The 24,380-nt window shown below is 71.1% G+C and carries 24 protein-coding genes; 13 read left to right on the top strand and 11 right to left on the bottom strand.

The window, feature by feature from the left end; translation table 11 throughout:
- Positions 1-2 precede the first annotated feature (2 nt).
- The gene (gene leuE, locus ACWCO8_RS15030; RefSeq protein WP_451032561.1) at positions 3-659 is read right to left on the bottom strand and encodes a leucine efflux protein LeuE; all 657 of its coding nucleotides are present in this window, start codon (positions 657-659) and stop codon (positions 3-5) included.
- Between the two features lie 131 nt (positions 660-790).
- Complete coding sequence (locus ACWCO8_RS15025) at positions 791-2,371, bottom strand: acyl-CoA mutase large subunit family protein (protein ID WP_451032560.1); 1,581 nt, start codon at positions 2,369-2,371, stop codon at positions 791-793.
- Positions 2,372-2,530: 159 nt separating this feature from the next.
- On the opposite strand from ACWCO8_RS15025, the gene ACWCO8_RS15020 reads away from it, so the two are divergent.
- A complete protein-coding gene (locus ACWCO8_RS15020) occupies positions 2,531-3,400 on the top strand; it encodes a L,D-transpeptidase family protein (protein WP_451032559.1) in 870 nt (289 codons plus the stop codon).
- A gap of 156 nt (positions 3,401-3,556) precedes the next feature.
- Here ACWCO8_RS15020 and ACWCO8_RS15015 read toward each other — a convergent pair whose 3' ends face one another.
- Both ACWCO8_RS15015 and ACWCO8_RS15010 read right to left on the bottom strand, forming a co-directional pair.
- Positions 3,557-4,645: a hypothetical protein gene (locus ACWCO8_RS15015; RefSeq protein WP_451032558.1), complete on the bottom strand. Its 1,089-nt coding sequence runs from the start codon at positions 4,643-4,645 to the stop codon at positions 3,557-3,559.
- Complete coding sequence (locus ACWCO8_RS15010) at positions 4,645-5,310, bottom strand: RNA polymerase sigma factor (RefSeq protein ID WP_451032846.1); 666 nt, start codon at positions 5,308-5,310, stop codon at positions 4,645-4,647. The genes ACWCO8_RS15015 and ACWCO8_RS15010 overlap by 1 nt, the downstream gene beginning before the upstream one ends.
- A gap of 383 nt (positions 5,311-5,693) precedes the next feature.
- On the opposite strand from ACWCO8_RS15010, the gene ACWCO8_RS15005 reads away from it, so the two are divergent.
- Positions 5,694-6,428: a Clp protease N-terminal domain-containing protein gene (locus tag ACWCO8_RS15005; protein ID WP_362013843.1), complete on the top strand. Its 735-nt coding sequence runs from the start codon at positions 5,694-5,696 to the stop codon at positions 6,426-6,428.
- A gap of 55 nt (positions 6,429-6,483) precedes the next feature.
- On the opposite strand, the gene ACWCO8_RS15000 is transcribed toward ACWCO8_RS15005, so the two are convergent.
- The 3 genes from ACWCO8_RS15000 to ACWCO8_RS14990 all read right to left on the bottom strand — a co-directional run bounded on the left by ACWCO8_RS15000 (position 6,484) and on the right by ACWCO8_RS14990 (position 9,499).
- Positions 6,484-7,035 (bottom strand): hypothetical protein, encoded by a 552-nt coding sequence (locus ACWCO8_RS15000; RefSeq protein WP_451032557.1) that lies wholly within the window; start codon positions 7,033-7,035, stop codon positions 6,484-6,486.
- Positions 7,036-7,097: 62 nt separating this feature from the next.
- A complete protein-coding gene (locus tag ACWCO8_RS14995) occupies positions 7,098-7,745 on the bottom strand; it encodes a DUF4328 domain-containing protein (protein WP_451032556.1) in 648 nt (215 codons plus the stop codon).
- Positions 7,746-7,876: 131 nt separating this feature from the next.
- The gene (locus ACWCO8_RS14990) at positions 7,877-9,499 is read right to left on the bottom strand and encodes a beta-N-acetylhexosaminidase (protein ID WP_451032555.1); all 1,623 of its coding nucleotides are present in this window, start codon (positions 9,497-9,499) and stop codon (positions 7,877-7,879) included.
- Between the two features lie 254 nt (positions 9,500-9,753).
- Between ACWCO8_RS14990 and ACWCO8_RS14985 the strand changes: the two genes are divergently transcribed.
- The 10 genes from ACWCO8_RS14985 (at position 9,754) to ACWCO8_RS14940 (ending at position 18,705) form a co-directional block, all read left to right on the top strand.
- Complete coding sequence (locus ACWCO8_RS14985; protein ID WP_451032845.1) at positions 9,754-10,377, top strand: 2-oxo-4-hydroxy-4-carboxy-5-ureidoimidazoline decarboxylase; 624 nt, start codon at positions 9,754-9,756, stop codon at positions 10,375-10,377.
- A gap of 183 nt (positions 10,378-10,560) precedes the next feature.
- Positions 10,561-10,941, top strand: coding sequence for a succinate dehydrogenase, cytochrome b556 subunit (gene sdhC, locus ACWCO8_RS14980; protein ID WP_189948009.1), 381 nt, complete (start codon positions 10,561-10,563; stop codon positions 10,939-10,941).
- Positions 10,942-10,949: 8 nt separating this feature from the next.
- On the top strand, positions 10,950-11,426 hold the full coding sequence (locus tag ACWCO8_RS14975) for a succinate dehydrogenase hydrophobic membrane anchor subunit (RefSeq protein ID WP_329116889.1): 477 nt from the start codon (positions 10,950-10,952) through the stop codon (positions 11,424-11,426).
- A 25-nt stretch (positions 11,427-11,451) separates the two neighbouring features.
- Positions 11,452-13,206 carry a succinate dehydrogenase flavoprotein subunit gene (gene sdhA / locus ACWCO8_RS14970; protein WP_362013834.1) on the top strand — a complete coding sequence of 585 codons (1,755 nt, stop codon included), beginning with the start codon at positions 11,452-11,454 and terminating at the stop codon, positions 13,204-13,206.
- Positions 13,206-13,964: a succinate dehydrogenase iron-sulfur subunit gene (locus tag ACWCO8_RS14965; RefSeq protein ID WP_362013833.1), complete on the top strand. Its 759-nt coding sequence runs from the start codon at positions 13,206-13,208 to the stop codon at positions 13,962-13,964. The genes sdhA and ACWCO8_RS14965 overlap by 1 nt, the downstream gene beginning before the upstream one ends.
- Before the next feature lie 123 nt (positions 13,965-14,087).
- Entirely contained in the window at positions 14,088-14,633 is a 546-nt protein-coding gene (locus tag ACWCO8_RS14960; protein WP_451032554.1) for a hypothetical protein, read from the top strand.
- 99 nt (positions 14,634-14,732) lie between these two features.
- Positions 14,733-16,865, top strand: coding sequence for a DUF4132 domain-containing protein (locus ACWCO8_RS14955; protein WP_451032553.1), 2,133 nt, complete (start codon positions 14,733-14,735; stop codon positions 16,863-16,865).
- 169 nt (positions 16,866-17,034) lie between these two features.
- Positions 17,035-17,469 carry a hypothetical protein gene (locus ACWCO8_RS14950; protein WP_451032552.1) on the top strand — a complete coding sequence of 145 codons (435 nt, stop codon included), beginning with the start codon at positions 17,035-17,037 and terminating at the stop codon, positions 17,467-17,469.
- A 10-nt stretch (positions 17,470-17,479) separates the two neighbouring features.
- Positions 17,480-17,908, top strand: a complete 429-nt coding sequence (locus ACWCO8_RS14945) for a thiol-disulfide oxidoreductase DCC family protein (protein ID WP_451032551.1) — start codon at positions 17,480-17,482, stop codon at positions 17,906-17,908.
- Between the two features lie 11 nt (positions 17,909-17,919).
- A complete protein-coding gene (locus ACWCO8_RS14940) occupies positions 17,920-18,705 on the top strand; it encodes a TetR family transcriptional regulator (protein ID WP_451032550.1) in 786 nt (261 codons plus the stop codon).
- 77 nt (positions 18,706-18,782) lie between these two features.
- Here the strand turns inward: ACWCO8_RS14940 and ACWCO8_RS14935 are convergent, their stop codons facing one another.
- From ACWCO8_RS14935 to ACWCO8_RS14925, 3 genes are all read right to left on the bottom strand, one after another.
- A complete protein-coding gene (locus ACWCO8_RS14935; RefSeq protein ID WP_451032549.1) occupies positions 18,783-20,336 on the bottom strand; it encodes an ABC transporter substrate-binding protein in 1,554 nt (517 codons plus the stop codon).
- A 203-nt stretch (positions 20,337-20,539) separates the two neighbouring features.
- Positions 20,540-21,826 carry a metallophosphoesterase gene (locus ACWCO8_RS14930; RefSeq protein WP_451032548.1) on the bottom strand — a complete coding sequence of 429 codons (1,287 nt, stop codon included), beginning with the start codon at positions 21,824-21,826 and terminating at the stop codon, positions 20,540-20,542.
- 11 nt (positions 21,827-21,837) lie between these two features.
- The gene (locus ACWCO8_RS14925) at positions 21,838-22,083 is read right to left on the bottom strand and encodes an SCO4848 family membrane protein (protein WP_451032547.1); all 246 of its coding nucleotides are present in this window, start codon (positions 22,081-22,083) and stop codon (positions 21,838-21,840) included.
- A 157-nt stretch (positions 22,084-22,240) separates the two neighbouring features.
- Between ACWCO8_RS14925 and ACWCO8_RS14920 the strand changes: the two genes are divergently transcribed.
- Positions 22,241-23,515, top strand: a complete 1,275-nt coding sequence (locus ACWCO8_RS14920; protein WP_451032546.1) for a D-alanyl-D-alanine carboxypeptidase family protein — start codon at positions 22,241-22,243, stop codon at positions 23,513-23,515.
- Here the strand turns inward: ACWCO8_RS14920 and ACWCO8_RS14915 are convergent.
- Positions 23,430-24,350: a YihY/virulence factor BrkB family protein gene (locus ACWCO8_RS14915; RefSeq protein ID WP_451032545.1), complete on the bottom strand. Its 921-nt coding sequence runs from the start codon at positions 24,348-24,350 to the stop codon at positions 23,430-23,432. The two genes, ACWCO8_RS14920 and ACWCO8_RS14915, sit on opposite strands and share 86 nt — an antisense overlap.
- Between the last annotated feature and the right edge of the window lie 30 nt (positions 24,351-24,380).

Raw genomic sequence — 24,380 nt, 5'->3', positions numbered from 1 at the left:
GGTCAAGCGGCGCTGCTGAGCGAGAGCTTCGCGGCGAAGCCGAGGAAGAGGGCGCCCGCGGCGGTGGTCGCCCCGGCCGAGAGCCGACGACGGCGCCGGAACGCGGCGGCGAGGCGCGTGCCGCCGAATATGAGCATCGTCAGGTACAGGAAGCTGCCGATCTGGAGCAGCGTGCCGAGGACGAGGAAGGACAGCGCCGGGTAGGCGTACCCGGGGTCCACGAACTGCACGAAGAACGAGATCAGGAAGAGGATCGCCTTCGGGTTGAAGAGGCTGATGATCAGCGCCCGGCGGTACGGGTTCTCCCCCGCGTCGGCCGCGCCCCCCGCGCCCTCCTCGTCGGCGACGTCGTGCCGGGTGCGCCACATCGACCAGGCCGACCGCACCATCCCGTACGCCATCCACACCAGATAGCCCGCGCCCGCGTACTTCACGATCATGAAGAGCAGGGGCGTGGTCTGGAGCAGCGAGGCCGCGCCGAGCGCGGCCAGCGTCATCAGCACCGCGTCGCCGGTGAAGACGCCCGCGGCGGCCTTGTACCCGGTCCGCGTGCCCTTGCGGGCGGCGACGGACAGCACGTACAGCGAGTTCGGCCCCGGCAGCAGGATGATGAGGACGAGGCCCACGAGATAGGTCGGAAGATCGGTGACACCCAGCATGTACGCGAGTCTCGCACGGGGGTACGACAGCCCGCTCCCCCGTTTCGTATCGCGGAAGATCGCTCGGGAGGTCGCTCGGAAGGTCGCTCGAAATCCGCAGCTCACAAGGCGTCGCCCGAACGTGCCGCCGCTCAGAACGTGTCGCTCGGGACGTACGTCCCCCAGACCTCCCGCAGCGCGTCGCAGACCTCGCCGACCGTCGCCCGCGCCCTGAGCGCGTCCTTCATCGGGTACAGGACGTTCTCCGTGCCCCGCGCCGCCCGCTGGAGTTCGGCGAGGGCCGCGGCCACCGCCGTCCCGTCGCGCTCGGCGCGCAGCCGCGCGAGCCGCTCCGCCTGCTGTGCCTCGATCGCCGGGTCGACGCGCAGCGGCTCGTACGGTTCCTCGACGTCGATCGTGTAGCGGTTGACGCCGACGACGACCCGCTCGCCGCTGTCGGTCTGCTGCGCGATCCGGTAGGCGGAGCGCTCGATCTCGCCCTTCTGGAAGCCGCGTTCGATCGCCTCGACCGCGCCGCCGAGATCCTCGACCTTCCGCATCAGCTCGAGGGCGGCGGCCTCGACGTCGTCCGTCATGCTCTCCACGACGTACGAGCCGGCGAACGGGTCGACGGTGGCGGTCACGTCCGTCTCGTACGCGAGCACCTGCTGCGTGCGCAGCGCGAGGCGGGCGGACTTGTCCGTCGGCAGGGCGATGGCCTCGTCGAAGGAGTTGGTGTGCAGCGACTGCGTACCGCCGAGGACGGCCGCGAGGCCCTGGACGGCCACCCGGACGAGGTTGACCTCGGGCTGCTGCGCGGTGAGCTGCACCCCGGCGGTCTGGGTGTGGAAGCGGAGCATCAGCGACTTGGGGTTCCGCGCCCCGAACTCCTCCCGCATGACCCGCGCCCAGATCCGGCGGGCCGCCCGGAACTTGGCGACCTCCTCCAGGATCGTCGTCCGGGCCACGAAGAAGAACGAGAGGCGTGGCGCGAAGTCGTCCACGTCCATGCCGGCGGCGACGGCGGTATGGACGTACTCGATGCCGTCGGCGAGGGTGAACGCGATCTCCTGCGCGGGCGAGGCACCGGCCTCGGCCATGTGGTAGCCGGAGATCGAGATGGTGTTCCACTTCGGGATCTCGGCGCCGCAGTACTTGAAGATGTCCGCGATCAGCCGCAGCGAGGGCTTGGGCGGGAAGATGTACGTGCCGCGCGCGATGTACTCCTTGAGCACGTCGTTCTGGATCGTGCCCGTCAGCCGCTCGGCCGGGACGCCCTGTTCCTCCCCCACGAGCTGGTAGAGCAGCAGGAGGAGGGCGGCGGGCGCGTTGATGGTCATCGAGGTGGAGACCTCGCCGAGCGGGATCCCGTCGAACAGCACCCGCATGTCGTCGATCGAGTCGATGGCGACCCCGACCTTGCCGACCTCGCCGTGCGCGATCGGGGCGTCCGAGTCGTGCCCCATCTGGGTCGGCAGGTCGAAGGCGACGGAGAGGCCCGTCGTGCCGTTCGCGATGAGCTGCCGGTAGCGGGCGTTGGACTCGACGGCGGTGCCGAAACCCGCGTACTGCCGCATCGTCCAGGGCCGGCCGGTGTACATGCTCGGGTACACCCCGCGCGTGAACGGGTACGCGCCCGGCTCGCCCAGTCTCTCGGCGGGCTCCCACCCGGCCAGGGCCTCCGGTCCGTAGACCGGCTCGATGGGCAGTCCCGACTCCGACTCGCGCACCATGCGTCGCGCCTCTCGTTGAGATCTCGCTTGTGTCACAGCATGGTCCGGGCTGCCGCCCGGTGCGCAACCAAGGGCGCGCGGGAAGCATCAAAGAGGTACACAAGCTGATTCCCCGGGGGGCTACAGATGCGCCGTTCTTCCGTCATACGCAGAGCAGTCATGGGCAGGGCACTCATGGCCACGGTCGCCGTGGCGATCGCCACGGGCTGTACGGCCCAGGCGGCCGGCGGCTCGGGTGGCTCCGGTTCCTCGCCGTCGACCGGCGGGAAGCCGTCGACGTCCGCCTCCGCCCCGGCCACGGAAACGCCGTCCACGCCCCCGAGCGGTACGCCGACGACGGACGACAAGCCGTCCTCCGCGACGCCCAGCGCCTCCGCCACCACCCCGCAGCCGGCCGGCAAGGTCCTGATGAAGGACGGGGACGAGACCGAGAAGGTGCGCGAGCTGCAGGCGCGGCTGCGGCAGATCGGCTACTTCGACCGGGCGCCCACCGGCTTCTACGGCTCGATCACGGGCAAGGCCGTCAAGGCCTTCCAGAAGAAGCGGGAGCTGCCGGAGACCGGCTCGGTGGACGAGGTCACCTGGCAGAAGCTGACGGCGATGACCCGCAAGCCGACGGCCGCCGAGCTGAAGCCGGCCACCACCAACACCCTGGACACGCCGGACCCGCGCTGCATGACCGGCCGGGTGCTGTGCATCAGCAAGGAGACCCGCACGCTGGCGTGGATGATCGACGGCAAGGTCGTCTCGTCGATGGACGTCCGCTTCGGTTCGGAGAACACCCCGACCCGCGAGGGCATCTTCCAGGTCGACCGCAAGGTCCGTAACGACTGGTCGAAGCTGTACAAGACGCCGATGCCGCTCTCGATGTACTTCAGCCGCGGTCAGGCCGTGCACTACTCGGCGGACTTCGCGGCCCGCGGCTACAACGGGGCCTCGCACGGCTGCGTCAACGTCCGGGACCGGGCGAAGCTCTCCGCCCTCTTCGACCAGGTGAAGGTCGGCGACAAGGTCGTCGTGCACTGGTAGTCACCAGGTACGGGAAGTAAGGGGCGCGGGTGGGACCGGGGGAACGTGTCCCACCCGCGCCGGTGCGCGGAGCCGAAGGTACGGGGGGAACCCCGGCTCACGCGCGGCCGATGACCAGTCGGCTCACTCTGTACTGCGCCGACAGGCCGAAAAGTGTCACACCGTGTTCATCGAAGGGACTCCGAGCAGGTCCCTGAGACGCGTGGGGGCGGGGTCGACGGCCCGGTTCTGGGCCAGAACGCGCCCCGGAGTCGCGTCAGGAGCGGAGGCGCGGTCCTTGGTGCGGCTGTCGCTCCAGTCCCCCTTGCCGTCGCCCCACGAGTCCTCGCCGTTCCCGTCCGAGCGGGCGGGGTCGGCCAGGACCCGGTCGCAGAAGCGGCGCAGGCTCTCGCCGGTGCGTGCCGACTGCGCGAGCCGGCGCTTGGCGGTCTCGTCGATGCGGCCCGCGCGGAAGTCCTCGCAGGCCTTGGTGAGCTTGGCGCCGGACGATTCGCCGCCCTTGTCCACCGGGGCGGTGGTCTTCCCCGGTTCCGGGGTGCCGTCGCCCGTACCGCCGGCGCCGCCCTTGCCGCCCGAACCCTCGGGCGTACCCGCGCCGTCGCCGGCGCCGGTCGTACCGGAGGGCGTGGGGGTGAGCGGCGCCGAGGGGGACGCGCCGGGCGGGCTGTGGTCGCCGGTGCCGGGAACCGAGGGCGTGACCATGTCGACGCGCGGCCCCGGCGACTCGGAGGAGTCCGGGGAGTGCGAGGAGACCGGTCCCGGGGTGTCCGCCGCCGACACGGAGCCGGCCGGGGTCGGGCCGTCCGTGGTGAACGGCAGCATGCCGGAGCCCGAGGCGACGGCGACCCCGCCGACCGCCACGGCGGCGACCGCGGCCGCGAGTCCGTACCGCAGCGAGCGACCCCAGCGCCGGGCGGCCCGCGCCCGGCTGATCCGTACCGCGCCGAGTTCGGCGACGGCCTGCGGGGCGGGCGGGGCGTGCGATGTGTGGGGTGCGTGTGGGGCGGAACGCACGGTCAGGCCCCGCGCGGCGGCGGCCGCGCGGAAGGCGGCCAGCGCGTCCGCCTCACCCGGGAGTTCGACGTCCACCGCGTGGGCCAGGGGCGCCGGGCGGACCTCGGCGAGGGCTCTGGCCAGCCGGTCTGCCTCGGTACGGGTGTGATCGTCGACGGCGTCGACCGGTTCGCCGCGCAGCAGGCTCTCCGCGGCTTCCTGGTCGAGCCACTGGTACCGCTCGTCGGCCATCACATGTCCTTCTGCGTCCGCGCGCGCGATTGCGTCACACCACCGGGGGTCTGGACCCCCGGCCCGCGACCGCGCTGCGGCGGTACGCCCCCGAGGGGAGCGGCCCCGCCGTCGCCCTCGACTCCGAGGAGTTCGGCGAGCCTTTTGAGGCCGCGGTGGGCCGCGGTCCGCACGGCGCCGGGGCGCTTCCCGAGGGTGTCGGCGGCGCTCTTGGCGTCCAGGCCGACCACGACGCGGAGGACCACGGCCTCGGCCTGGTCCTGCGGAAGTTGGGCTATCAGGTGCATGGTGTCGCCGGTGGCGAGTGCTTCCAGTGCCTCGTCCGCAGTGTCGGACTCGGCGGGTTTGTCGGTGAGTTCGGTCTCGTCGCCGCCGGTCGCGGGGCGTCGGCCGCGCATCCGGATGTGGTCGAGTGCCCGGTTGCGGGCGATCCTGGCGGCCCAGCCGCGGAACCGGTCGGCGTCGCCGCTGAAGCGGTCGAGGTCGCGGGCTATCTGGAGCCAGGACTCCGAGGCGACGTCCTCGGCGTCGGCGTCACCGACGAGCGAGCGCAGGTAGCCCAGCAGCCGGGGGTGCACGGCGCGGTACACAGTACGGAAGGCGTCCTCGTTCCCGTCCTGCGCAGCGAGCACCGCGGCTGTCAGCTCCGCGTCCTCCCCCAGCACTCCCCACCCTTGTTCGTCATCACGGCTGGTCACCACCGCCGTACCGGTCGGCACCCAGCAGACGCTACGTGCTTCTCGGCCACAGCGTCCACGTACGTCCGCTCTTTGTGCAACTTGCAACCAACTTGGGACATCGGCGGTCGTCGGCGGTGGTGTGACAGAAAACGCTTGTACGGCGCTGAAGGGAGTACGGGGCCGTGCTGCGGCTCCGCGGACGACGACCGGGGCCTCTCCTGTGGGGGGTGGCGGCCCCGGTCGTCCTCCTTTTCCGCCCGGTTCAGGGCCCCTTGCCACGTCGTGACCACCGCTCCGGGCCCTCGCACGCCCCGCCGACTGTCAACCGATGGTTGACACCCCAGGACTGTCAACCTAGGGTTGCACTCATGACGAACCCAGTCGGTATGACCATCCCTGTCCGGCTCGACGACCTCATCGAAGCGATCAAGAAGAGCAACACCGACGCGCTCGACCAGCTGTCGAACGCGGTGATCGCGGCGGACCACCTCGGCGACGTGGCCGACCATCTGATCGGACACTTCGTCGACCAGGCCCGGCGCTCCGGAGCCTCCTGGACCGACATCGGCAAGAGCATGGGCGTCACCCGCCAGGCGGCCCAGAAGCGCTTCGTCCCCAAGGACCCCGACACGGAGAAGATGGACCCGAACGCCGGGTTCAGCCGCTTCACCCCCCGGGCCAGGAACGTCGTCGTGGCCTCCCAGAACGAGGCGACGGCCGCCCGGAACGCCGAGATCGCCCCCGGGCACGTGGCCCTCGGCCTGCTCGCCGAGCCCGAGGGGCTCGCGGTGCTCTGGATGGCCTCGCAGGGCGTGACGCCCGAGGCGCTGCGCGAGGCGGTCACCCCGACGCTGCCGCCGGCGGCCGAGGAGGTGCCCGCGCTCGTCCCGTACGACGCGGCGGCGAAGAAGGTGCTCGAACTGACCTTCCGCGAGGCGCTCCGGCTCGGCCACAACTACGTCGGCACCGAGCACGTCCTGCTCGCGCTGCTCGAGTTCGAGGACGGCGAGGGGGTCCTGACGGGCCTCGGCCTGACCAAGGCGCGGGCGGAGGCGGACATCGCGGCGACCATCGAGCAGCTCGCGGTGAAGCCGGCGGAGTAGCGGGGACGCGCAGGGGGCGGGCGCCTGACGGGCACCCGCCCCCTACGCGTACGTCTCAGGCCGTACGGGCCCGGCGGGAGACGACCGCGCGGAGCACCCGGCCGCCCTCCGTGGAGAGTTCGCGGGCCCGGCGCAGCCCGGTCGGCCCGTGCGCGACGGATTCGAGGACGGTCTCCTGCCGGCGCAGTTCGCCGGCGAGGAGCGGACCGGCTCCGGCCCCGTCCCCGGCCCGGCAGCGCGCGATCGACTCGTCGGTGACCTCGGCCGCGTCGTACCGACCGTGCAGGGCGAGCGCGGTGACGGAGCATCCGGACGCCCAGGCCCGCAGCGGCGCGTCGGACCACTCGGCGGGCGCGGCGCCCAGCATCTCCCGTACGAGCCCGGCCGCCTCCCCCTCCTCGGTACCGGCGCCGTCCAGCTCGACCCGGGCCTTGGCGACCGCCTCGCCCCAGGCATCGCCGTCCCCCCGGGCCACGGCGGCCCAGACGGGCCGCAGCACGTCCCCTCCCTCGGGGGCGAGCAGCGGCAGACAGCGGTCCAGACAGGCGAGCCCGGCAGCCGCCAGACTCCGCTCGTCGGCCCGGTCGATCAGTTCCAGCAGGCTCATCGAGGCCTCCCGTCGCGGTCGCGGCACTGCCTCTTACTGCGCCACCTGGCGTGATTTCGTCACTACGCGGCCGGAATCATGCCAGTGGCCTTGGCGTGCTGCATAGAGGTCAGACGGCGAACGAAGAGGATCGCGAGAACGGCGGCGACGATGTCGAGGACGGCCGCTCCCATGAGGAAGCCGGCCCCCGCCGCGAACTCATCGACCTTGTCCGCGTCGTCGTACACCGAGGTCGCGAAGAAGCTCATGACATCCGCCAGGACCCAGCAGACCCACCACCAGTTGAGCAGGGCGAACGACTCCCCTTCGCCCTTGCCGTCGCCGTACGGGTCCCGGCGGCTGGCCCGCCAGATGCCCGCCGCGACACTCCGCGGCCACCAGAGGTTGGCGATCGGGACGAACCAGGCGCCGATGGCCCAGCCGGGCCCGCCCCGGTGCACATCGGGCGCGAAGACCCCGGCGTTCTTGCGGACCCGGAAGAACCAGACGAGGAAGACGACGATGAGCGCCAGCTGGATCAGCACCTGGAACACCGACACGACGTCGACGCCCATGTGCCCGAACTTCGAAGCATCCGGCCGGTCCTCCGGGCTGCCGGTCATCAGGAGGCGCACGTCGAGGGCCGCGACGAAGAGAGCGGCGTCGGCCACGGCGAGCGCCGCGAGCAGCGCCACCACGGCGTACGACAGGCCGACGGGATTACGGAGCATGGTCGAGCGAACCCCCACGGGTGAGCGGTGCCCCTCCCCGAGGCGCCGGCGCGGCCGCGCGGCCGTCGCGAACGGGACCGTACGCGAACGGAAAGGCCCCGTCCATGGGGAAATCGCTGGTCAGGCGCCCGTCAGTTGCGCACATTCACGGCAAGTGCCCGGAACTGGTCCCAACTGGCCGTCGGGGTCCGGGCGTCCCACAGCTTCTGCGCCGTCGCCGTCAGCGGCATCCGGATCCCGTCGGCCACCTGCGTCGCCGTCTGCGCCTGGGACAGGTCGCACCAGACCGCGAACCGGCCGCCGAGGATCTGGGTGCCGTACCGCGCCGGAACGGGCGTCGTGCCGCGCAGGACCAGCGGGGTCCACTGCTCGTAGATCCGGCGGCCCGTGGGGTACGTGAACTCGTTCGGCTCCCCGAGGACGTAGTAGAGGAACTCGTCGTTCAGGTTGACGACCTTCCGGCCCTCCTGGAGGTACTCGATCGGCGGCCGGGCCCCGATCTCCTTGCCGGTCCAGTACTCGACCTCGATGCGCTTGTCGGCGGTGACGACGCCGCCTCGGAAGAACCCGTCGTTCCAGGCCTTCGCCACCTTGCCCGTACCGCGCACCACCGCCGCGCGGTCGTTCAGCCAGCCCTCCGCGAGGTCCTGGACGCCGGCCTGCGGGCCGTACTTCTCGCGCGCCGCCGCGGCCAGCTGCGGGTAGGAGGCGGCCGGGTCGCGGACGGTCAACGCCTGGTACTCGTCGGCGCCGACGTGGAACCAGCCGCCGGGGAAGAGCCCGGCGTACTCGCGCAGCAGCTCGTCGATGAGCTTCGCGGAGGCGGGCTTGGAGATGTCGATGGCGCCCTGGCGCGGCACGCCCTGGACGTTGAGCAGCCGCAGGTCCGGGTAGGCGCGCAGGACCGCGCCGAGGTGTCCGGGCGAGTCGATCTCGGGCACGACGGTGATGTGCAGGGTCTGCGCGAGGGCGAGGATGCGGCGCACCTCGGCCTTGGTGAGGTGCTGGGCCGAGACGATCTCGGGGTGGGTGTCCGACTCGATGCGGAAGCCCTGGTCGTCGGAGAAGTGCAGGCCGAACTGGTTGAGCTTGAGGTCGGCCATCTCGCGCAGCCGGGCCTCGATCCACTCCGCCGTGAAGAACTTGCGGGCGATGTCGAGGTTGAGCCCGCGCTGCGGCTTGGCGGGCGCGTCGGTGACCGTGCCCTCGGGCATGGCGCCGGAGCCGTTCACCGACTGCTTGAGCGTGCGCGTCCCGTAGAAGACGCCCGCCTGGTCGGGGCCGGTGATCCTGACCCGGTCGTCGCGGGTGGTGAGCGTGTACGACTCGGGGGCGCCCGAGCCGCCGAGGGCCAGCTCGACGTCGCCCGCGCGGGCCGCCACGGCGCCCCGGTACGCGATCTTGAGCTCCCCCGCGAGCAGCCGGCCCTCGTCGGCGAGGCCCTCGCTGCCCGCCGCGACGACGACCCCGGCCTCGGGCGTGGGGCGCCAGCCCGGTCCGCGTGCCGCCTCGTGGTCGCGGACGGCGGGGACGGTGAGGGGGGCGCTGGAGAGGGGGAACGTCCGGGTGGGCGTGGGGCTCGGCGGGGGCGTGCTCGTCGGCGAGGTGGTCACGGGGGACGGTGTACCGGCGCCGGAGGTGGGGCCCGCCGGGCCCTCGGACGCGCCGTTGGAGCAGGCCGTCACGGTGGCCAGTGCCACCACGGCCGCGACGAGAGTGGGGCCCGCGTGGGGCCTTCGTATGGCGTAGCGCATCACTCGGAATCCTCCCTCAGGGGGCGGGGTGCGGCCATTCGAGGCACGTACGGGAACCGTTCGAGGACCGTACACGTCCAGAAACCGGTGCCGGAACGTCACGCACACGTTCCGAAACTCTCCCTTCCGGGTGAAATTCGCGCATCCTTCGGACACTTCTCCCTCCCCGTCGATAACGTTGAGTCACACCCACCCCACCTTTCCCGGAGCCCACGCTGACCAGCGACACCCGTGCCCCTTCCCGGAACCGGAACCTGGGCTCCGCCGCGACCCCCGCCGCCACTCCCGCGATACCCGCCCAGCACGGCGATCACGATCCCCTCGCGCGCTTCAACGCCCTCCCGGCCTCCGCCGCGCAGGAGCTGCTGCTCACCTGCTGCCACAGCCGGCGCTGGGCCGAACGGGTGACCGCGCACCGGCCGTACCCGACCCTCGACGCGCTGCTCGCCGCCGCCGACGAGGCCGGGTACGACCTGTCCGCAGCCGACCGCGACGGGGCGCTCGCCGCCGAGTCCTCGGCCACGCCCCACCCCGACGCCCCGCCCGCCGCGCACACCGCCCTGCGGGCCGCCCACGCCGCGTACGAGAGCCGCTTCGGGCACGCCTTCGTGATCAGCCTGGACGGCGTACGCCCCGGTGAGCGCCTCGACCAGGTCCTCGCGGGCATCCGCTCCCGGCTCGCCAACGAACCGGACGAGGAGCGGGTGGTCGCCGCCGACGAACTGCGCCGGCTCGCCCGCGCGCGACTCGCCCACCACCTCGGCGCGACCGCGAACCGGGCACAGACGGCCACGAACCGGGGCCAGACGCCCGCGGACCGCGTACAAACGGCCGTGAACCGCGCACAGACGGCCGGACGGGCGTCCGGAATGCGGTGATTCGGGGCGAGGTGATAGCCCGTCCGTAGTCCTTCCGTGCCTCTTTGATCACACCTATGGACCCCGCGCGAGCGAACCGACAAGTCGTCGCTACGATGACCAGGGCCGGTGGACCGTACCCGGCCGGGTCAGACCGACACTGAAGCCGGCCGACCCTGATCCCCGCTCCCGGAGGGTTTTTCCGTGCCGGCTGGAACGCTGTACCGCGGCCGGGAAGGAATGTGGTCCTGGGTGGCTCATCGAGTCACCGGCGTCCTCATCTTCTTCTTCCTGTTCGTACACGTGCTGGACACCGCTCTCGTCCGCGTCTCCCCCGAGGCCTACGACGAAGTGGTCGCCACGTACAAGACGCCGATCGTCGCACTCCTCGAGTACGGCCTGGTCGCCGCCATCCTCTTCCACGCGCTGAACGGCCTTCGGGTCATCGCCGTGGACTTCTGGTCCAAGGGCCCGCGCTACCAGAAGCAGATGCTCTGGACCGTCGTGGGCATCTGGGTCGTGCTGATGGCGGGTTCGATCTACCCCGTCCTCGGCCACGCCGCACGTGAACTGTTCGGGAGCTGACGCCAGACATGTCTGCTGACACCACTTCCGCGATCGGTCCCGTCGAGGGCGCCGCCCACTACGACGTGGACAACCCGGCCCCGTACATCGAGGCCCCCCGCAAGCGCACCGGCAAGACGCCGCGGGCGACCCGAGGCAACTTCGAGATGGCCGCGTGGCTCTTCATGCGCCTCTCGGGCATCGTCCTCGTCGTCCTGGTCCTCGGCCACCTGCTGATCCAGCTCTTCCTCGACGGCGGCGTCTCCAAGATCGGCTTCGCCTTCGTGGCCGGCCGCTGGGCCTCGCCGTTCTGGCAGGTCTGGGACCTCCTGATGCTCTGGCTCGCCATGCTGCACGGCGCCAACGGCCTCCGCACGGTCATCAACGACTACGCGGAGCGGGCCAACACGCGCCTGTGGCTCAAGGGCCTGCTGTACACCGCCACGGTGTTCACCATCCTTCTGGGCACGCTGGTGATCTTCACCTTCGACCCGAACATCCGCTAGGCACGGGGCTGAGGTAATCCACGTCATGAAGATCCACAAGTACGACACCGTCATCGTCGGAGCCGGCGGCGCCGGCATGCGCGCCGCCATCGAGTCGACGAAGCGCAGCCGCACCGCCGTCCTGACGAAGCTCTACCCCACCCGCTCCCACACGGGCGCCGCGCAGGGCGGCATGGCCGCCGCGCTCGCCAACGTGGAGGAGGACAACTGGGAGTGGCACACCTTCGACACGGTCAAGGGCGGTGACTACCTGGTCGACCAGGACGCCGCCGAGATCCTGGCGAAGGAGGCCATCGACGCCGTCCTCGACCTGGAGAAGATGGGCCTGCCGTTCAACCGGACCCCGAACGGCACCATCGACCAGCGCCGCTTCGGCGGCCACTCCCGCAACCACGGCGAGGCCCCGGTCCGCCGGTCCTGCTACGCCGCGGACCGCACCGGCCACATGATCCTCCAGACGCTGTACCAGAACTGCGTCAAGGAGGGCGTGGAGTTCTTCAACGAGTTCTACGTCCTGGACCAGCTGATCACCGAGGTCGACGGCGTCAAGAAGTCCGCCGGCGTCGTCGCGTACGAGCTGGCCACCGGCGAGATCCACATCTTCCAGGCCAAGGCCGTGATCTACGCCTCCGGCGGCACGGGCAAGTTCTTCAAGGTGACCTCCAACGCGCACACGCTGACGGGCGACGGCCAGGCGGCCTGCTTCCGGCGCGGCCTGCCGCTGGAGGACATGGAGTTCTTCCAGTTCCACCCGACGGGCATCTGGCGCATGGGCATCCTGCTGACGGAGGGCGCCCGCGGTGAGGGCGGCATCCTCCGCAACAAGGACGGCGAGCGCTTCATGGAGAAGTACGCGCCGGTCATGAAGGACCTCGCGTCCCGTGACGTCGTCTCGCGCTCCATCTACACGGAGATCCGCGAGGGCCGCGGCTGCGGCCCCGAGGGCGACCACGTCTACCTGGACCTGACGCACCTCCCGCCGGAGCAGCTCGACGCCAAGCTCCCGGACATCACCGAGTTCGCCCGTACGTACCTCGGCATCGAGCCGTACACGGACCCGATCCCGATCCAGCCCACCGCGCACTACGCCATGGGCGGCATCCCGACCAACGTCGAGGGTGAGGTCCTCGCGGACAACACCACCGTCGTCCCGGGCCTGTACGCGGCCGGCGAGGTCGCCTGCGTGTCGGTGCACGGCGCCAACCGTCTGGGCACCAACTCGCTGCTCGACATCAACGTCTTCGGCAAGCGCTCCGGCATCGCCGCCGCCGAGTACTCCGCCAAGCACGACTACGTCGAGCTGCCGGAGAACCCGGAGGCGCTCGTCGTCGCGCAGATCGAGAAGCTGCGCAACTCCACGGGCAGCGAGCGGGTGGCCGACATCCGCCGTGAGCTCCAGGAGACGATGGACGCCAACGTGATGGTGTTCCGTACGGAGCAGACCATCAAGACGGCCGTCGAGAAGATCGCCGAACTGCGCGAGCGCTACGAGAACGTGTCCATCCAGGACAAGGGCAAGCGCTTCAACACGGACCTGCTGGAGGCCGTCGAGCTGGGCAACCTGCTCGAGCTGGCCGAGGTCATGGCCGTTTCGGCCCTGGCGCGCAAGGAGTCCCGCGGCGGTCACTACCGCGAGGACTACCCGAACCGCGACGACGTCAACTTCATGCGCCACACGATGGCGTACCGCGAGGTCGGCGAGGACGGCTCCGAGACCGTGCGTCTCGACTACAAGCCGGTCGTCCAGACCCGCTACCAGCCGATGGAGCGTAAGTACTGATGGCTACCCCCGTACTGGACAAGGTCGAGGCGGAGTCCGCCGCCTCCCCGTACATCACGGTCACGATGCGCGTCCGGCGCTTCAACCCCGAGGTGTCGGACGCGTCGGTCTGGGAGGACTTCCAGATCGAGATCGACCCGAAGGAGCGTGTGCTCGACGCCCTTCACAAGATCAAGTGGGACATCGACGGCTCGCTGACGTTCCGCCGCTCGTGCGCGCACGGCATCTGCGGTTCGGACGCGATGCGGATCAACGGCAAGAACAGGCTCGCCTGCAAGACGCTGATCAAGGACATCAACCCCGAGAAGCCGATCACGGTCGAGGCCATCAAGGGCCTCACGGTGATGAAGGACCTCGTGGTCGACATGGAGCCCTTCTTCCAGGCGTACCGGGACGTCATGCCGTTCCTGGTCACCAAGGGCAACGAGCCGACGCGTGAGCGTCTGCAGTCGGCCGAGGACCGCGAGCGCTTCGACGACACCACCAAGTGCATCCTGTGCGCCGCGTGCACGTCGTCCTGCCCGGTGTTCTGGAACGACGGGCAGTACTTCGGCCCGGCCGCGATCGTCAACGCGCACCGCTTCATCTTCGACTCGCGCGACGAGGCGGGCGAGCAGCGCCTGGAGATCCTGAACGACAAGGACGGCGTGTGGCGTTGCCGCACGACGTTCAACTGCACGGACGCCTGCCCGCGTGGCATCGAGGTCACGAAGGCCATCCAGGAAGTCAAGCGCGCGCTGATCACGCGCCGCTTCTGACACCTGGCCGGCGATCGGTCGGCACTCGGTGCGGCGAGGCCCGCTTCTGTACGCTCATGCGTGCAGAGGCGGGCTTTGTCGTTGGTGGCCCTTGGCGGCTGTCGCGGGAGAAAGCGGGGAGAGATGAGCGAGCCGAACCCTTACTCGGACGGTGAGTACAAGTGGGGGCCCGGGCAGCAGCCGGGGAGCCCGGGCTACGGCTATCCGCAGGCGGGGACGCCCGGTTACGGGTATCCGCAGGCGGGGACGCCGGGCGGGTACGAGCCGACCCTCGCGGGCGGCCTGCCGGTGCCGCCGCAGTACCCGCCGGCGGGGATGGCCGGGGGCGCGCCGCTGCTGAGCCTGGGTGACATCACGGTCGTCGGGGACCAGATCATCACCCCGGCCGGTCAGATGCCGCTCAGGGGCGCGGTGTGGAACGTGATGGACATGTCGCGGACGGAGGAGAAGATCCCGACGGTCGCGATCGTGCTGGCCATCATCTTCTTCGTGCTGTGCCTGCTGGGTCTGCTGTTCCTGCTGATGAAGGAGAAGCAGACGACCGGCTTCATCCAGGTCACCGTGACGAGCGGCGGCCGCCACCACGCCACGATGATCCCGGCGCGGGGGCCGGACACGATCCACTGGGTCATGGGGCAGCTGAACTATGCGCGGTCGCTGAGCATCTGAGGGGTTCTTGGGTTCCTTGGGCTCCTTAGACGGATCCTGTCGTCGCCCAGGGGGACACGGGAGGAGGCAGTGTCGGCGGCGTCCCCTACCTTCATACCCATGGTGGGGACCACGAGCCTGGGGCTCAGGCTGAACGCGGCGTTGGAGTCGGACAAGTACGCGGGCAAGGACGGGGAGGCCGGGGAGGACACGGGCGGGGCGGTCCAGGCGCTGGTCGACGCGTTGGACCCGGTGGCCCGGCGGGAGTTCGCGCTGCTGATGCACGCGCGGGCGTGCCGGGGCCGGGAGCCGGTCCTGGAGCGGGCGCTGGAGCGGCTGGCGGGGCAGGAGCTCGGCTGGTCGACGGCGGAGTCGGACCTGCTGCTCGGGCGCCTCACGGGGCCCGAGGCCAAGGTCGCGCCGCACGAACTGCGTAACAACTTCGGGGCGTTGGTGCCGCTCGCGCTCGCGGCGGCCGAGCACGTCGAGGAGTACGACCGGCCGCGCCTGCGGGCCCTGCGGCGGACGGTGGAGAATCTACGGGTCCACGAGGGTAAGGAGTTCGCGGGGCCGCGGGACCGGATCGACGCCCTGCTGCGGCGCGAGACGCCGCTGGTCGAGGGCCGGCTGCCGCGCCAACTGCTCGACGGCCTGGACGCGTACGGTCCGGCGATGCGGGCCGCGCACGCCGGACTGCTGGCGGGAAGGGGCGTGGTCGCCTTCCTGGCGCACTGCGTGCTCGTGGACAAGGTCCGGGCCACCCGGACCTGGCGCAGGCGGGCCTCGGCGCTCCTGGCGGAGACCGAGTCCGGTGCCGAGCTGGTGCGGCGGCTGCTGGAGGGGATCGCCGCACAGCCCGAGCACACGGTGGCCGACCTCAACCCCTGGGGCGTGATCGTCCGGGGCATCGCGGGCGACACCAACACCTGCCTGGTACGGGGCCTGTTGTGGACCGCGCTCGACCTGGACGCGGCGTGGGCGGCTCCGGTGACGGGGGCCGTCGCCCTGCACGCGGGGACCGGGCTCGGCGGATCGGGGGGTGAGTGCCGCAGTCAACCGCTGGCCTCGACGGCCGTGGCGGTGCTCGGCGAGTTCGAGGGCGTACGGGCCGAGGAGGCCGTCCAGTGGCTCGGGCGGGTCCGGGGACGCGTCCGTAACCGGACGATACTGAAGGCGACCGCCAAGGCCCTGGAGACCGTCGCGGGGCGGTCGGGGCTCACGCCGTCGATGCTGCGCGAGCGCGGCGTCCCCGCGCACGGGCTCGACGCGCGCGGGGTGCGCGAGGAGGAGTTCGGGGAGTACACGGCGGTCCTCGCGGCGAGCGAGCCGGGCGTGGCCGCGCTGTCGTTCCGGGGCCCCCAGGGCCAGGTCCTGAAGTCCGCGCCGAAGCCCGTCCGGGAGGCGTACGGAGAGCGGCTTGCGCCGCTCAGGGCCGGGTTCAAGGAGCTGCGGACCCTGCTGGCCGTGGAGCGGTCCCGCCTGGAGGAGCACCTGGCGGCGGGCACGACCTGGCCGACGGAGGACTGGGAGCGGTACTACATCGACCATCCGGTGACCGGGGCCGTCGCCCGGGCGCTGCTCTGGGAGGCCGACCCGGACGGCGACGGGCACTGGACGGCGGGGCTGCCCGAGCGGACCGGCGGCGGCTGGGCGCTTGCCGGCGCGGACGGCACCGCGCTCCCGGTCGCCCCGGGGGCTCGCCTGCGGCTGTGGCACCCGCTCCGGGCCGACGGCGAGGAGATCGCCGAGTGGCGGGCCGAGTTCGCGGGGCGGGAGCAGGCCCAGCCGTTCCAGCAGGTCTTCCGCGAGGTGTACGTGCTCGCCCCCGCCGAGGTGGCCGCCGGAGCCCGCTCCGACCGCTTCGCCGGCCGGGTCCTGCACTACGACCGGGCCAGGGCGCTGATGGCCGAGCGCGGCTGGACCGGCAACCACCCGGGGTTCTTCAGCGACGGCGACTCCGCCGAGATGGTGCGGGAGCTGCCGCGCCCGGGTGAACTGCCCGTCGGGGAGGGCGCGTTCTGGCGGGCGCGGCTCTTCGTCGAGCTGGTCGACCCGCCGTCCCGGGAGAACGGGCTCGCCGCCCGCTGCTCCACCGGCCCGGTCCGCTTCGAGCGGCGCAGGGCCAGGGCCTCGGCGGGGGCGCGCGGCGCCTGGCAGGAGGCCGCGCTGACCGACGTACCGGCGCTCGCGCTGTCGGAGGCGCTGCGGGACGTCGACCTGTTCGCGAGCGTGGCGTCCGCGGACGCCGAGTAGCGGGAGCCGCACGGGAGTTCCGCCGTACAGCACCACCTGAGGGCGCACCCGAGGACCCACCTCAGGACCCATCCCAAGACCCACCCAGGACCCCCACTTGAACATGTTCAAGTGGGGGTCTACAGTCATGCCCAGAAAGCATTTGAACGCGTTCAAGGGAGGGTGGGGCATGGACCTCACTGTCGTCGCGTACATCGTCTACCTGCTGATCAGCGTGGCTCTGACCATCTGGGTCGCCCGCACGCTCAGCCGCAACGGAAGGATCTTCCTCTCCGACGTCCTGCACGGGAACGAGAAGCTCGCCGATGCCGTGAACCACCTCCTGGTGGTCGGCTTCTACCTGGTCAACTTCGGCTTCGTCGCCCTCTACCTCAGCCAGGAGGAGGCCGTCGTCGACGCCCGGGCCCTCTTCGAGGCCCTGTCCGTCAAGCTCGGCGTGGTCCTCCTCGTCCTCGGCGTGATGCACCTGGGCAACGTCTACGTCCTCAACAAGATCCGCCGCCGGGGCGTCATGGAGCGCGAACAGGTCCCGCCGGTACCCCCGCAGGGCTGGACAGGCCCCGCTGCCAAGGGCCCCTGGGCACCGCCCGTCGCCGAAGCGTGAGGGAGGACGCATGAGCCGGACCGGCACCCCCGTACACCGCCTCACCGTGCTCTACGACGCCGACTGCCCGCTCTGCGTCCATCTGCGGCACTGGCTCCTGCGGCAGCGTCAGCTCGTGCCGCTCGACCTCGTCCCGGCCGCCTCGCAGGAGGCCAGGCGCCGCTTCCCCGGCCTCGACCACGCGGCCACCCTCAAGGAGATCACCGTGATCGGGGACCGGGGCCAGATCTACACCTCCACCGCCGCCTGGATCGTCTGCCTCTGGGCCCTGGCCGACCACCGGCCCAGGGCCGCCTGGCTGGCCACCCCGGCCGGGCAGCCCTTCGCCCGGGTGACCGTCCTCGCCGCCGCCAAGTGGCGCGAGGCACTCAAGGCCGGACCGACCGGCGGGCCTGCCTGCGAGGATGGGCACTGCGAAGCACCCGGCGCGCCCGGCTAGGCTCGGGGACTGTGAAGGACGTGAAGGAAGAGAAGCCCGCCGAGCCCGCGGAGGCCGCCGAGCCCGCCGCGCAGCCCAAGGTCGCGAAGAGCGAGCAGACCCGCACGCTGATCCTCGAAACCGCCCTCCGGCTCTTCAAGGAGCGCGGCTACGACAAGACGACGATGCGGGCCATCGCCCAGGAGGCCGGGGTCTCCGTCGGCAACGCGTACTACTACTTCGCGTCCAAGGAACACCTCGTCCAGGGCTTCTACGACCGGATCGCCGAGGAACACCAGTCGGCCGTCGAATCCATCCTGGACAGCGACGAGAAGGACCTCACGGCCCGCATCCGCGGGGTCCTCCTCGGCTGGCTCGACATCGCCGAGCCGTACCACGAGTTCGCGTCCCAGTTCTTCAAGAACGCCGCCGACCCGGACAGCCCGCTCAGCCCCTTCTCCCCCGAGTCGGAGGGCCCGCGCGAGGCCGCGATCGAGGTCCACCGCCGGGTCATCTCCGGGGCGAGCGTCAAGATCGACCCCGAACTGGCCGAGCCGCTCCCCCAGTTGCTCTGGCTCCAGCAGATGGGCCTGGTGCTGTTCTGGGTGTACGACCGCTCCGAGGGCTGCGCCAACAGCCGTCGGCTCGTCGAGCGCCTCGCGCCCGTCACCGCGCGGGCGATCCACCTCTCCCGCTTCCGGCTGCTGCGCCCGCTGGTGCGCGAGACCCACGACCTGCTCGCCGACTTCATGCCGACGGCGGCCGGCATGGCGGCCTCGGGCAAGCCCAAGCGCACCAAGACCGCCAAGGAGTCCTGAGGGACGACGAGGAACAGCCGAGGGGCCCCGAGCCGGTGCACGGCTCGGGGCCCCTCGGGCTTCAGGGCAGACGGACGTCAGATCCAGCTCAGCTCCCAGAGCCGCCAGACCCCGGTGCCGTCGGTGAGGTACTGCGAGCCGGCGACCTCCGTCGTCGCGAGCACGTAGTCCTTCTTCTGCCAGAGCGGAACCAGCGGCACGTCCTTCGCGACCTCCGTCTGGATGTCCTCGAAGTCGTTCGCGGCCGCCGCCCGGTCGCTGTACTGCTGCGTCGCCGAGATCAGCGAGTCGATCTTGCTGCTGGCGAAGCCGTTGTGCATGGCGTTGCCCGCGCCCACGAGCGGGGCGGTGAAGCTGTCGGAGTCCGGGAAGTCGGGCAGCCAGCCCACCGGGTACGCGTCGTACTCGCCCTTCGCGTACGCCTTCTGGAACTCCTGCCACTCCGCCGCGACCAGCTCCACCTTGAACAGACCGGTCGACTCCAGCTGCCGCTGCAGCTCCTTCGCCTCGGCCGCGTACGTGGCGTCCTTGCGGTAGCCGAGGGTGAAGCTCACCGGCGTCTCGATGTCCGCGTCCTTGAGGAGGCTCTTGGCCTTCTTCTTGGACGGCTCGGGGTAGGCGTCGTAGAACGAGGTGTTGTGGCCGTTGAAGCCCTGCGGGATGAGGGAGTACAGCGGCTCGACCGTGCCGTGGTACGCGCCGGTGACGATGGCCGGGCGGTCGATGACGGCGGCGACGGCCTGCCGGACCTCCTTCTTGGCCATCGGCGAGCCGGGCTTCACGTTGAAGTAGAGATTGCGGATCTCGGCGGTCTGCGCCTCCGTGATCCGGGCGGAGTCCTTGCCGTCGCCCGCCTGGGAGAGGAACTCCGGCGGCATCTGGCGGTGCGTGATGTCGACCTGCTTGGCCTTCCAGGCGGCCGCGAGCTGCTCGGACTCCTTGTAGTACTTCACGACGACCGTATGGCCGGCCTTGGCCGCGCCCCGGTACTTCGGGTTGGGCTCGAGACGCGCGCTCTCGCCGGGCTTGAACTCCTTCAGGACGTACGGCCCCGAACCGTCGGCCGTGACGCCCTCGCGCGCCTTCTTGGCCGGGTACTGGCTGCTGTCGACGATGGAGCCGGCGCCCGTGGCGAGCTTGAACGGGAAGGTCGCGTCCCGGCTGTTCAGGTTGAAGGTGACCTTCTGCCCGTCGGCCACGACGTTCTTGAGGGTCGGGAAGAGCGGCGCGGGACCCGTGTCCGACTTGATGGCCAGGATCCGCTCGAAGGAGTGCTTGACGTCCTCGCCGGTCACCTTGCGGCCGTTGGAGAACGTGAGGTCGTCCCGGAGCTCGCACTGGTACGTGGTGAGCCTCGCGCCGACGAACTTGCAGTTCTCGGCGGCGTCCGGGACCGGCGTGATGACACCCGGCTTGAAGCTGAGCAGCGTCTGGTAGACGTTGCTGTACATCGCCCAGGAACCGGCGTCCCACGCGGCGGCCGGATCGAGCGAGGTCACCTCGTCCGTGGTGCCGATGGTGATCGGATCGGTCCTGACATCGTCCGAGGGAAGCAGCTGCCAGCCGCCCACCCCGGCGACCACCAGAACTCCACAAGTGATGAGGATCCGAAGACGGACCGTCGACCGCATCGCCGTGCTTCCTTTTTTCGAGCCCACCCCTGCCGCGACGGCGCCGAGCCATGCCGCGATGGCGTCACCCAATCACACGGGCTTCACAAGTGGAAGAGGAAACCTTCACGATGCAGGTATATGTCCGGGATGAGAATCCGGAGGTCGAACGGTACGTATCACCCCCGGCGCGATGAGTGACACCTTCCGCTCGCCCAGGCCGGTCATGCCTGCAGGGAGGCGAGCTGGACGACGGTGATGTCGGAGGGCGCGCCGACCCGGACCGGCGGGCCCCAGGCGCCCGCGCCGCGCGACACGTACAGCTGGGTGTCGCCGTACCGCTCGAGCCCGGCGACGGTCGGATTGGCCAGCTCGGCGAGGTAGTTGCCGGGCCAGAGCTGGCCGCCGTGGGTGTGGCCGGAGAGCTGGAGGTCGACGCCGTGACGGACGGCGTCGTCGATCACGATCGGCTGGTGCGCGAGAAGGACGGCGGCCTTCGCACGGTCGCGGTCGCCGAGCGCGGCGGCGAAGTCGGGGCCCTGGCCCTCGGCCTCGCCGGCGATGTCGTCGACCCCGGCGAGGTCGAAGCCGGCCGCGATCTCCAGGCGCGCGTTGCGCAGCGGGCGCAGGCCGAGCTCGCGGACGTGGTCGACCCAGGCGTCGGCGCCGGAGAAGTACTCGTGGTTGCCGGTCACGAAGAACGAGCCGTGCCGGGCCCGGAGCCGCGCGAGGGGCTCGGCGGCGGAGCCCAGGTTCTCGACGGTGCCGTCGACGAGGTCGCCGACGACGGCGATCAGGTCGGGCTGGGTGGAATTGATGGTCTCCACGATGCGCTGGGTGTGCGCGCGGCCGAGGATCGGCCCGATGTGGATGTCGGACACGACGGCGATCCGGTACCCGTGCAGCGCGCGCGGAATCTTGGCCAGCGGCACGGTCACCCGCTTGACGCTGGGCCCGCGCAGCACGCCGTACGTCCCGTACCCGACGGTCCCCACGGCGGCGGCGGCCGCGGCCCCGCCGACGACCCGCGACACGAACAGCCGCCGGGACACGGCGGTGGCACCGGTGCCGACCGGCTCGGGCGCTTCCGGCACCTCGGGCACCTCCGGCGCCGGGGCGGGCGCGGAAGCGGGCACGGTCGCGGGAGCTTCGACGGCGCTCGGGGCGGGCGCGGGAGCCGCGGCGGCCGGGGCCCGGCGCTCGAGCACGCGCCGCAGAAGGGGCCGGACAGCCTCCCCCACGACGAGGGCGAGCGTCAGGTACAGCAGCAGGGCCAGCCAGAGGTACCCGGGCCAGGCCACGACCTGCTGGAGCCAGAACGGGGCGCCCGCCCGTGAGGAGACCAGGGCACCGACGGCCAACGCGGGGAGCACGAACGCAGCGGCCGTCCCCAGCCGCCTCGCGACGCTCCCCCGCACGGTGACATCGCGCACCAGGCGCCGCCACACATACCAGTGAACCCCGCCCAGCAGGCCGAGGACCACGACAGCCCCCACCAGAAACCCGAGCACGCGCCCCACCCCTATCCGCGTACGCGCCACAAAGCGCGCACGCCACGCAACCCGATCGCACCGACCACCGTCCCCAGGACAAAGGACGTGATGGCGAGCAGCAGATGAACCCAGAAGTAGGCCGTCGGATCGCCCGCGTCGTCGAAGGCGAGACCGCTCCCGTCGTTCCACAGATTTTTGACGAAAGTGATCCAGATGAACCAGCTCCACACTCCGAAGGCGAGCAGGAACCAGGAGACCGGCCGGCTGAGCTTCATGGCCCCAGTATCACCGCCCGCCGCACAAGCCCCGGCGGCGGGGCGGTCGGGGGTGGAGGGCCGGGCGGAGCGGGTGCGTGTGCGTCCGGGTGGTCGGGTTCGGGGGAAGCGCCGGGCGGGGTTCGGTTCGTTCGGTGGTGCCTGTACGTTTTCGATCGTGTCTGCTTCGAAGAAGACCGCTCGCGCGGTCCTTGCTGCCGCGCTGCTCCCCCTCCTCGCCACCGCCCCCGCGCACGCGGACACGGTGGACAACAAGGAGGACCAGCAGCCCAAGCCGCCCGCCCTCATGTCCTCCGTCGGCGGGTCGCTGCTCAGCAGGCCCGGTACGCAGGTGAACCTCGGGCCCGGGGCGCCGGTGCTGCCGAAGGAGCTGAGTGCGCGGTCGTGGATCGTCGCGGACGCCGAGAGCGGGCAGGTGCTCGCCTCGCACAACTCCCACTGGCCGCTCGCCCCCGCGTCCACGCTCAAGATGCTCTTCGCGGACACGGTCCTGCCCAAGTTCCCGAGGACGGCGACGCACACCGTCACGGCCCAGGACCTGGCCGGGCTCGGCTCGGGCTCCAGTCTGGTCGGGATCAAGGAGAAGCAGACCTACACCGTCCACGACCTCTGGCTCGGCGTCTTCCTTCGCTCCGGCAACGACGCGGTGCGGGTGCTCTCCTCGATGAACCAGGGCATCCCGCAGACCGTGGCGGACATGAACGCCCGCGCCGACGAGCTCCAGGCCCTCGACACGCACGTCGTCTCGCCGGACGGTTACGACGCCCCGGGCCAGGTCTCCTCCGCGTACGACCTCACGCTGATCGCCCGCAGCGGCATGCAGAAGGCGGACTTCCGGGAGTACGCCGCGACCGCCCGCGCCGCCTTCCCCGGCGAGCAGAAGCCGGGCAAGAAGCGCGAGACCTTCGAGATCCAGAACACCAACCGGCTGCTGACCGGAGACCTCGGTGTCCCGGCGTACCAGGGCATCGCCGGCGTCAAGAACGGCAACACGACGCACGCCGGCTCCACGTTCACGGGCGTCGCGGAGCGCAACGGCAAGGTCCTGCTGGTGACCGTGCTCAACCCGTCCTCCAAGGAGCAGCACGCCGTCTACAAGGAGACCGCGCGGCTCCTCGACTGGGGCTTCGCGGCGACCGGGAAGGTGACGCCGGTCGGCGAGCTGGTCCCGCCGAAGTCGGCGCGGACGACGCCGGGCACCGAGAGCGGCGGTTCGACGCCCGCGCCGGGCAAGAACGCGCCGGACACCGCTTCGAACGTCGCGGCGGCGAAGTCCGGGGGCGTGGGGACCGCCCTCGCCGTCATCGGCGGGGTGCTGGTGGTGCTCGCGGGGGCCGTGTTCCTCGTCAACCGTCGCTGGCCGCTGCGCCGCCCTCGGCCGGACGCTCCGGAGCAGGAGTCGGAGAGCTCTGAGCCGAGCGTGACCCCGTAGCCGTCCATGCGGCGCAGAACAGCAGCAGTTTCGCGGTGAAGTTGATCCAGAGCAGCAGCGCGACCGGGACGCCGAACGCGCCGTACATCGACTTGCCCGCGACCTCCCGCATGTAGCCGCCGATCAGCAGCTTCAGGAGTTCGAAGCCGATCGCGCCGATCACCGCCGCCACCACGAGGCGGCGGCGCGGCGGATGGACGCCGGGGAGCAGTGTCAGCAGGTACAGCAGGACGAGGAAGCCCGCGACGGCGGCGACGGCGACGGAGGCCACCTGGAGCAGGATCCCGGTGGCCCCTTCGCCGGAGATTCCCACCCGGTCCGCGCTCCAGCCGACGGCTGTGGAGCCGAGCCAGGACGCGGCGAGCGAGCAGAGCCCGACCGCGCCGAGCCCGAACAGGACGAGCGCGTCCTTGCCCTTGCGTACGAAGGGGTTGCCCTCGTCCTGGTCGTCGAGCCCCCACACCGCGCGCAGACAGTCCCGCATCGAGCCGATCCACCCGATGCCGGTGAAGAGCAGCAGGGCGCCGGCGATGAGACCGATCGTCCCCGCGTTGTCCACGAGCCCGCCGATGTTGAGCTGGTCGGAGATGCCGGGGACCTGGTCGGAGATCTTGTCCTCGATCTTGTCGAGCTGTTCCTTGCTGAGCAGCGCGGCGCCGACCGCCGCGGCGACGGCGATCAGCGGGAACAGGGCCAGGAAGCTGATGAAGGTGATGGCGGCGGCGAGCCGGGTCCAGTGGGCGGCGTCGAGGGTCTCGTACGAACGCCAGGCGTGCGTCTTCATGAGCCGTGTGACCCAGGGTCCGATGACGGGGAGCTTGGTCAGCCAGTCCATGTCGTACGCGTACCCCTTGATCTCGTACAG

It is taken from the genome of Streptomyces sp. NPDC001927 (genome assembly GCF_053594455.1).
Note: the sequence above shows the minus strand (reverse complement) of the source record. Positions and strands in the feature narration are given on the sequence as shown.

Bases quoted from the DNA above. Each gene is read 5' to 3' on its own strand.
- leuE (WP_451032561.1), bottom strand. From the start codon at position 659: ATGCTGGGTGTCACCGATCTTCCGACCTATCTCGTGGGCCTCGTCCTC.
- ACWCO8_RS15025 (WP_451032560.1), bottom strand. From the start codon at position 2,371: ATGGTGCGCGAGTCGGAGTCGGGACTGCCCATCGAGCCGGTCTACGGA.
- ACWCO8_RS15020 (WP_451032559.1), top strand. From the start codon at position 2,531: ATGGGCAGGGCACTCATGGCCACGGTCGCCGTGGCGATCGCCACGGGC.
- ACWCO8_RS15015 (WP_451032558.1), bottom strand. From the start codon at position 4,645: ATGGCCGACGAGCGGTACCAGTGGCTCGACCAGGAAGCCGCGGAGAGC.
- ACWCO8_RS15005 (WP_362013843.1), top strand. From the start codon at position 5,694: ATGACGAACCCAGTCGGTATGACCATCCCTGTCCGGCTCGACGACCTC.
- ACWCO8_RS15000 (WP_451032557.1), bottom strand. From the start codon at position 7,035: ATGAGCCTGCTGGAACTGATCGACCGGGCCGACGAGCGGAGTCTGGCG.
- ACWCO8_RS14995 (WP_451032556.1), bottom strand. From the start codon at position 7,745: ATGCTCCGTAATCCCGTCGGCCTGTCGTACGCCGTGGTGGCGCTGCTC.
- ACWCO8_RS14990 (WP_451032555.1), bottom strand. From the start codon at position 9,499: ATGCGCTACGCCATACGAAGGCCCCACGCGGGCCCCACTCTCGTCGCG.
- ACWCO8_RS14975 (WP_329116889.1), top strand. From the start codon at position 10,950: ATGTCTGCTGACACCACTTCCGCGATCGGTCCCGTCGAGGGCGCCGCC.
- sdhA (WP_362013834.1), top strand. From the start codon at position 11,452: ATGAAGATCCACAAGTACGACACCGTCATCGTCGGAGCCGGCGGCGCC.
- ACWCO8_RS14965 (WP_362013833.1), top strand. From the start codon at position 13,206: ATGGCTACCCCCGTACTGGACAAGGTCGAGGCGGAGTCCGCCGCCTCC.
- ACWCO8_RS14960 (WP_451032554.1), top strand. From the start codon at position 14,088: ATGAGCGAGCCGAACCCTTACTCGGACGGTGAGTACAAGTGGGGGCCC.
- ACWCO8_RS14955 (WP_451032553.1), top strand. From the start codon at position 14,733: ATGGTGGGGACCACGAGCCTGGGGCTCAGGCTGAACGCGGCGTTGGAG.
- ACWCO8_RS14950 (WP_451032552.1), top strand. From the start codon at position 17,035: ATGGACCTCACTGTCGTCGCGTACATCGTCTACCTGCTGATCAGCGTG.
- ACWCO8_RS14945 (WP_451032551.1), top strand. From the start codon at position 17,480: ATGAGCCGGACCGGCACCCCCGTACACCGCCTCACCGTGCTCTACGAC.
- ACWCO8_RS14935 (WP_451032549.1), bottom strand. From the start codon at position 20,336: ATGCGGTCGACGGTCCGTCTTCGGATCCTCATCACTTGTGGAGTTCTG.
- ACWCO8_RS14925 (WP_451032547.1), bottom strand. From the start codon at position 22,083: ATGAAGCTCAGCCGGCCGGTCTCCTGGTTCCTGCTCGCCTTCGGAGTG.
- ACWCO8_RS14915 (WP_451032545.1), bottom strand. From the start codon at position 24,350: ATGGACTGGCTGACCAAGCTCCCCGTCATCGGACCCTGGGTCACACGG.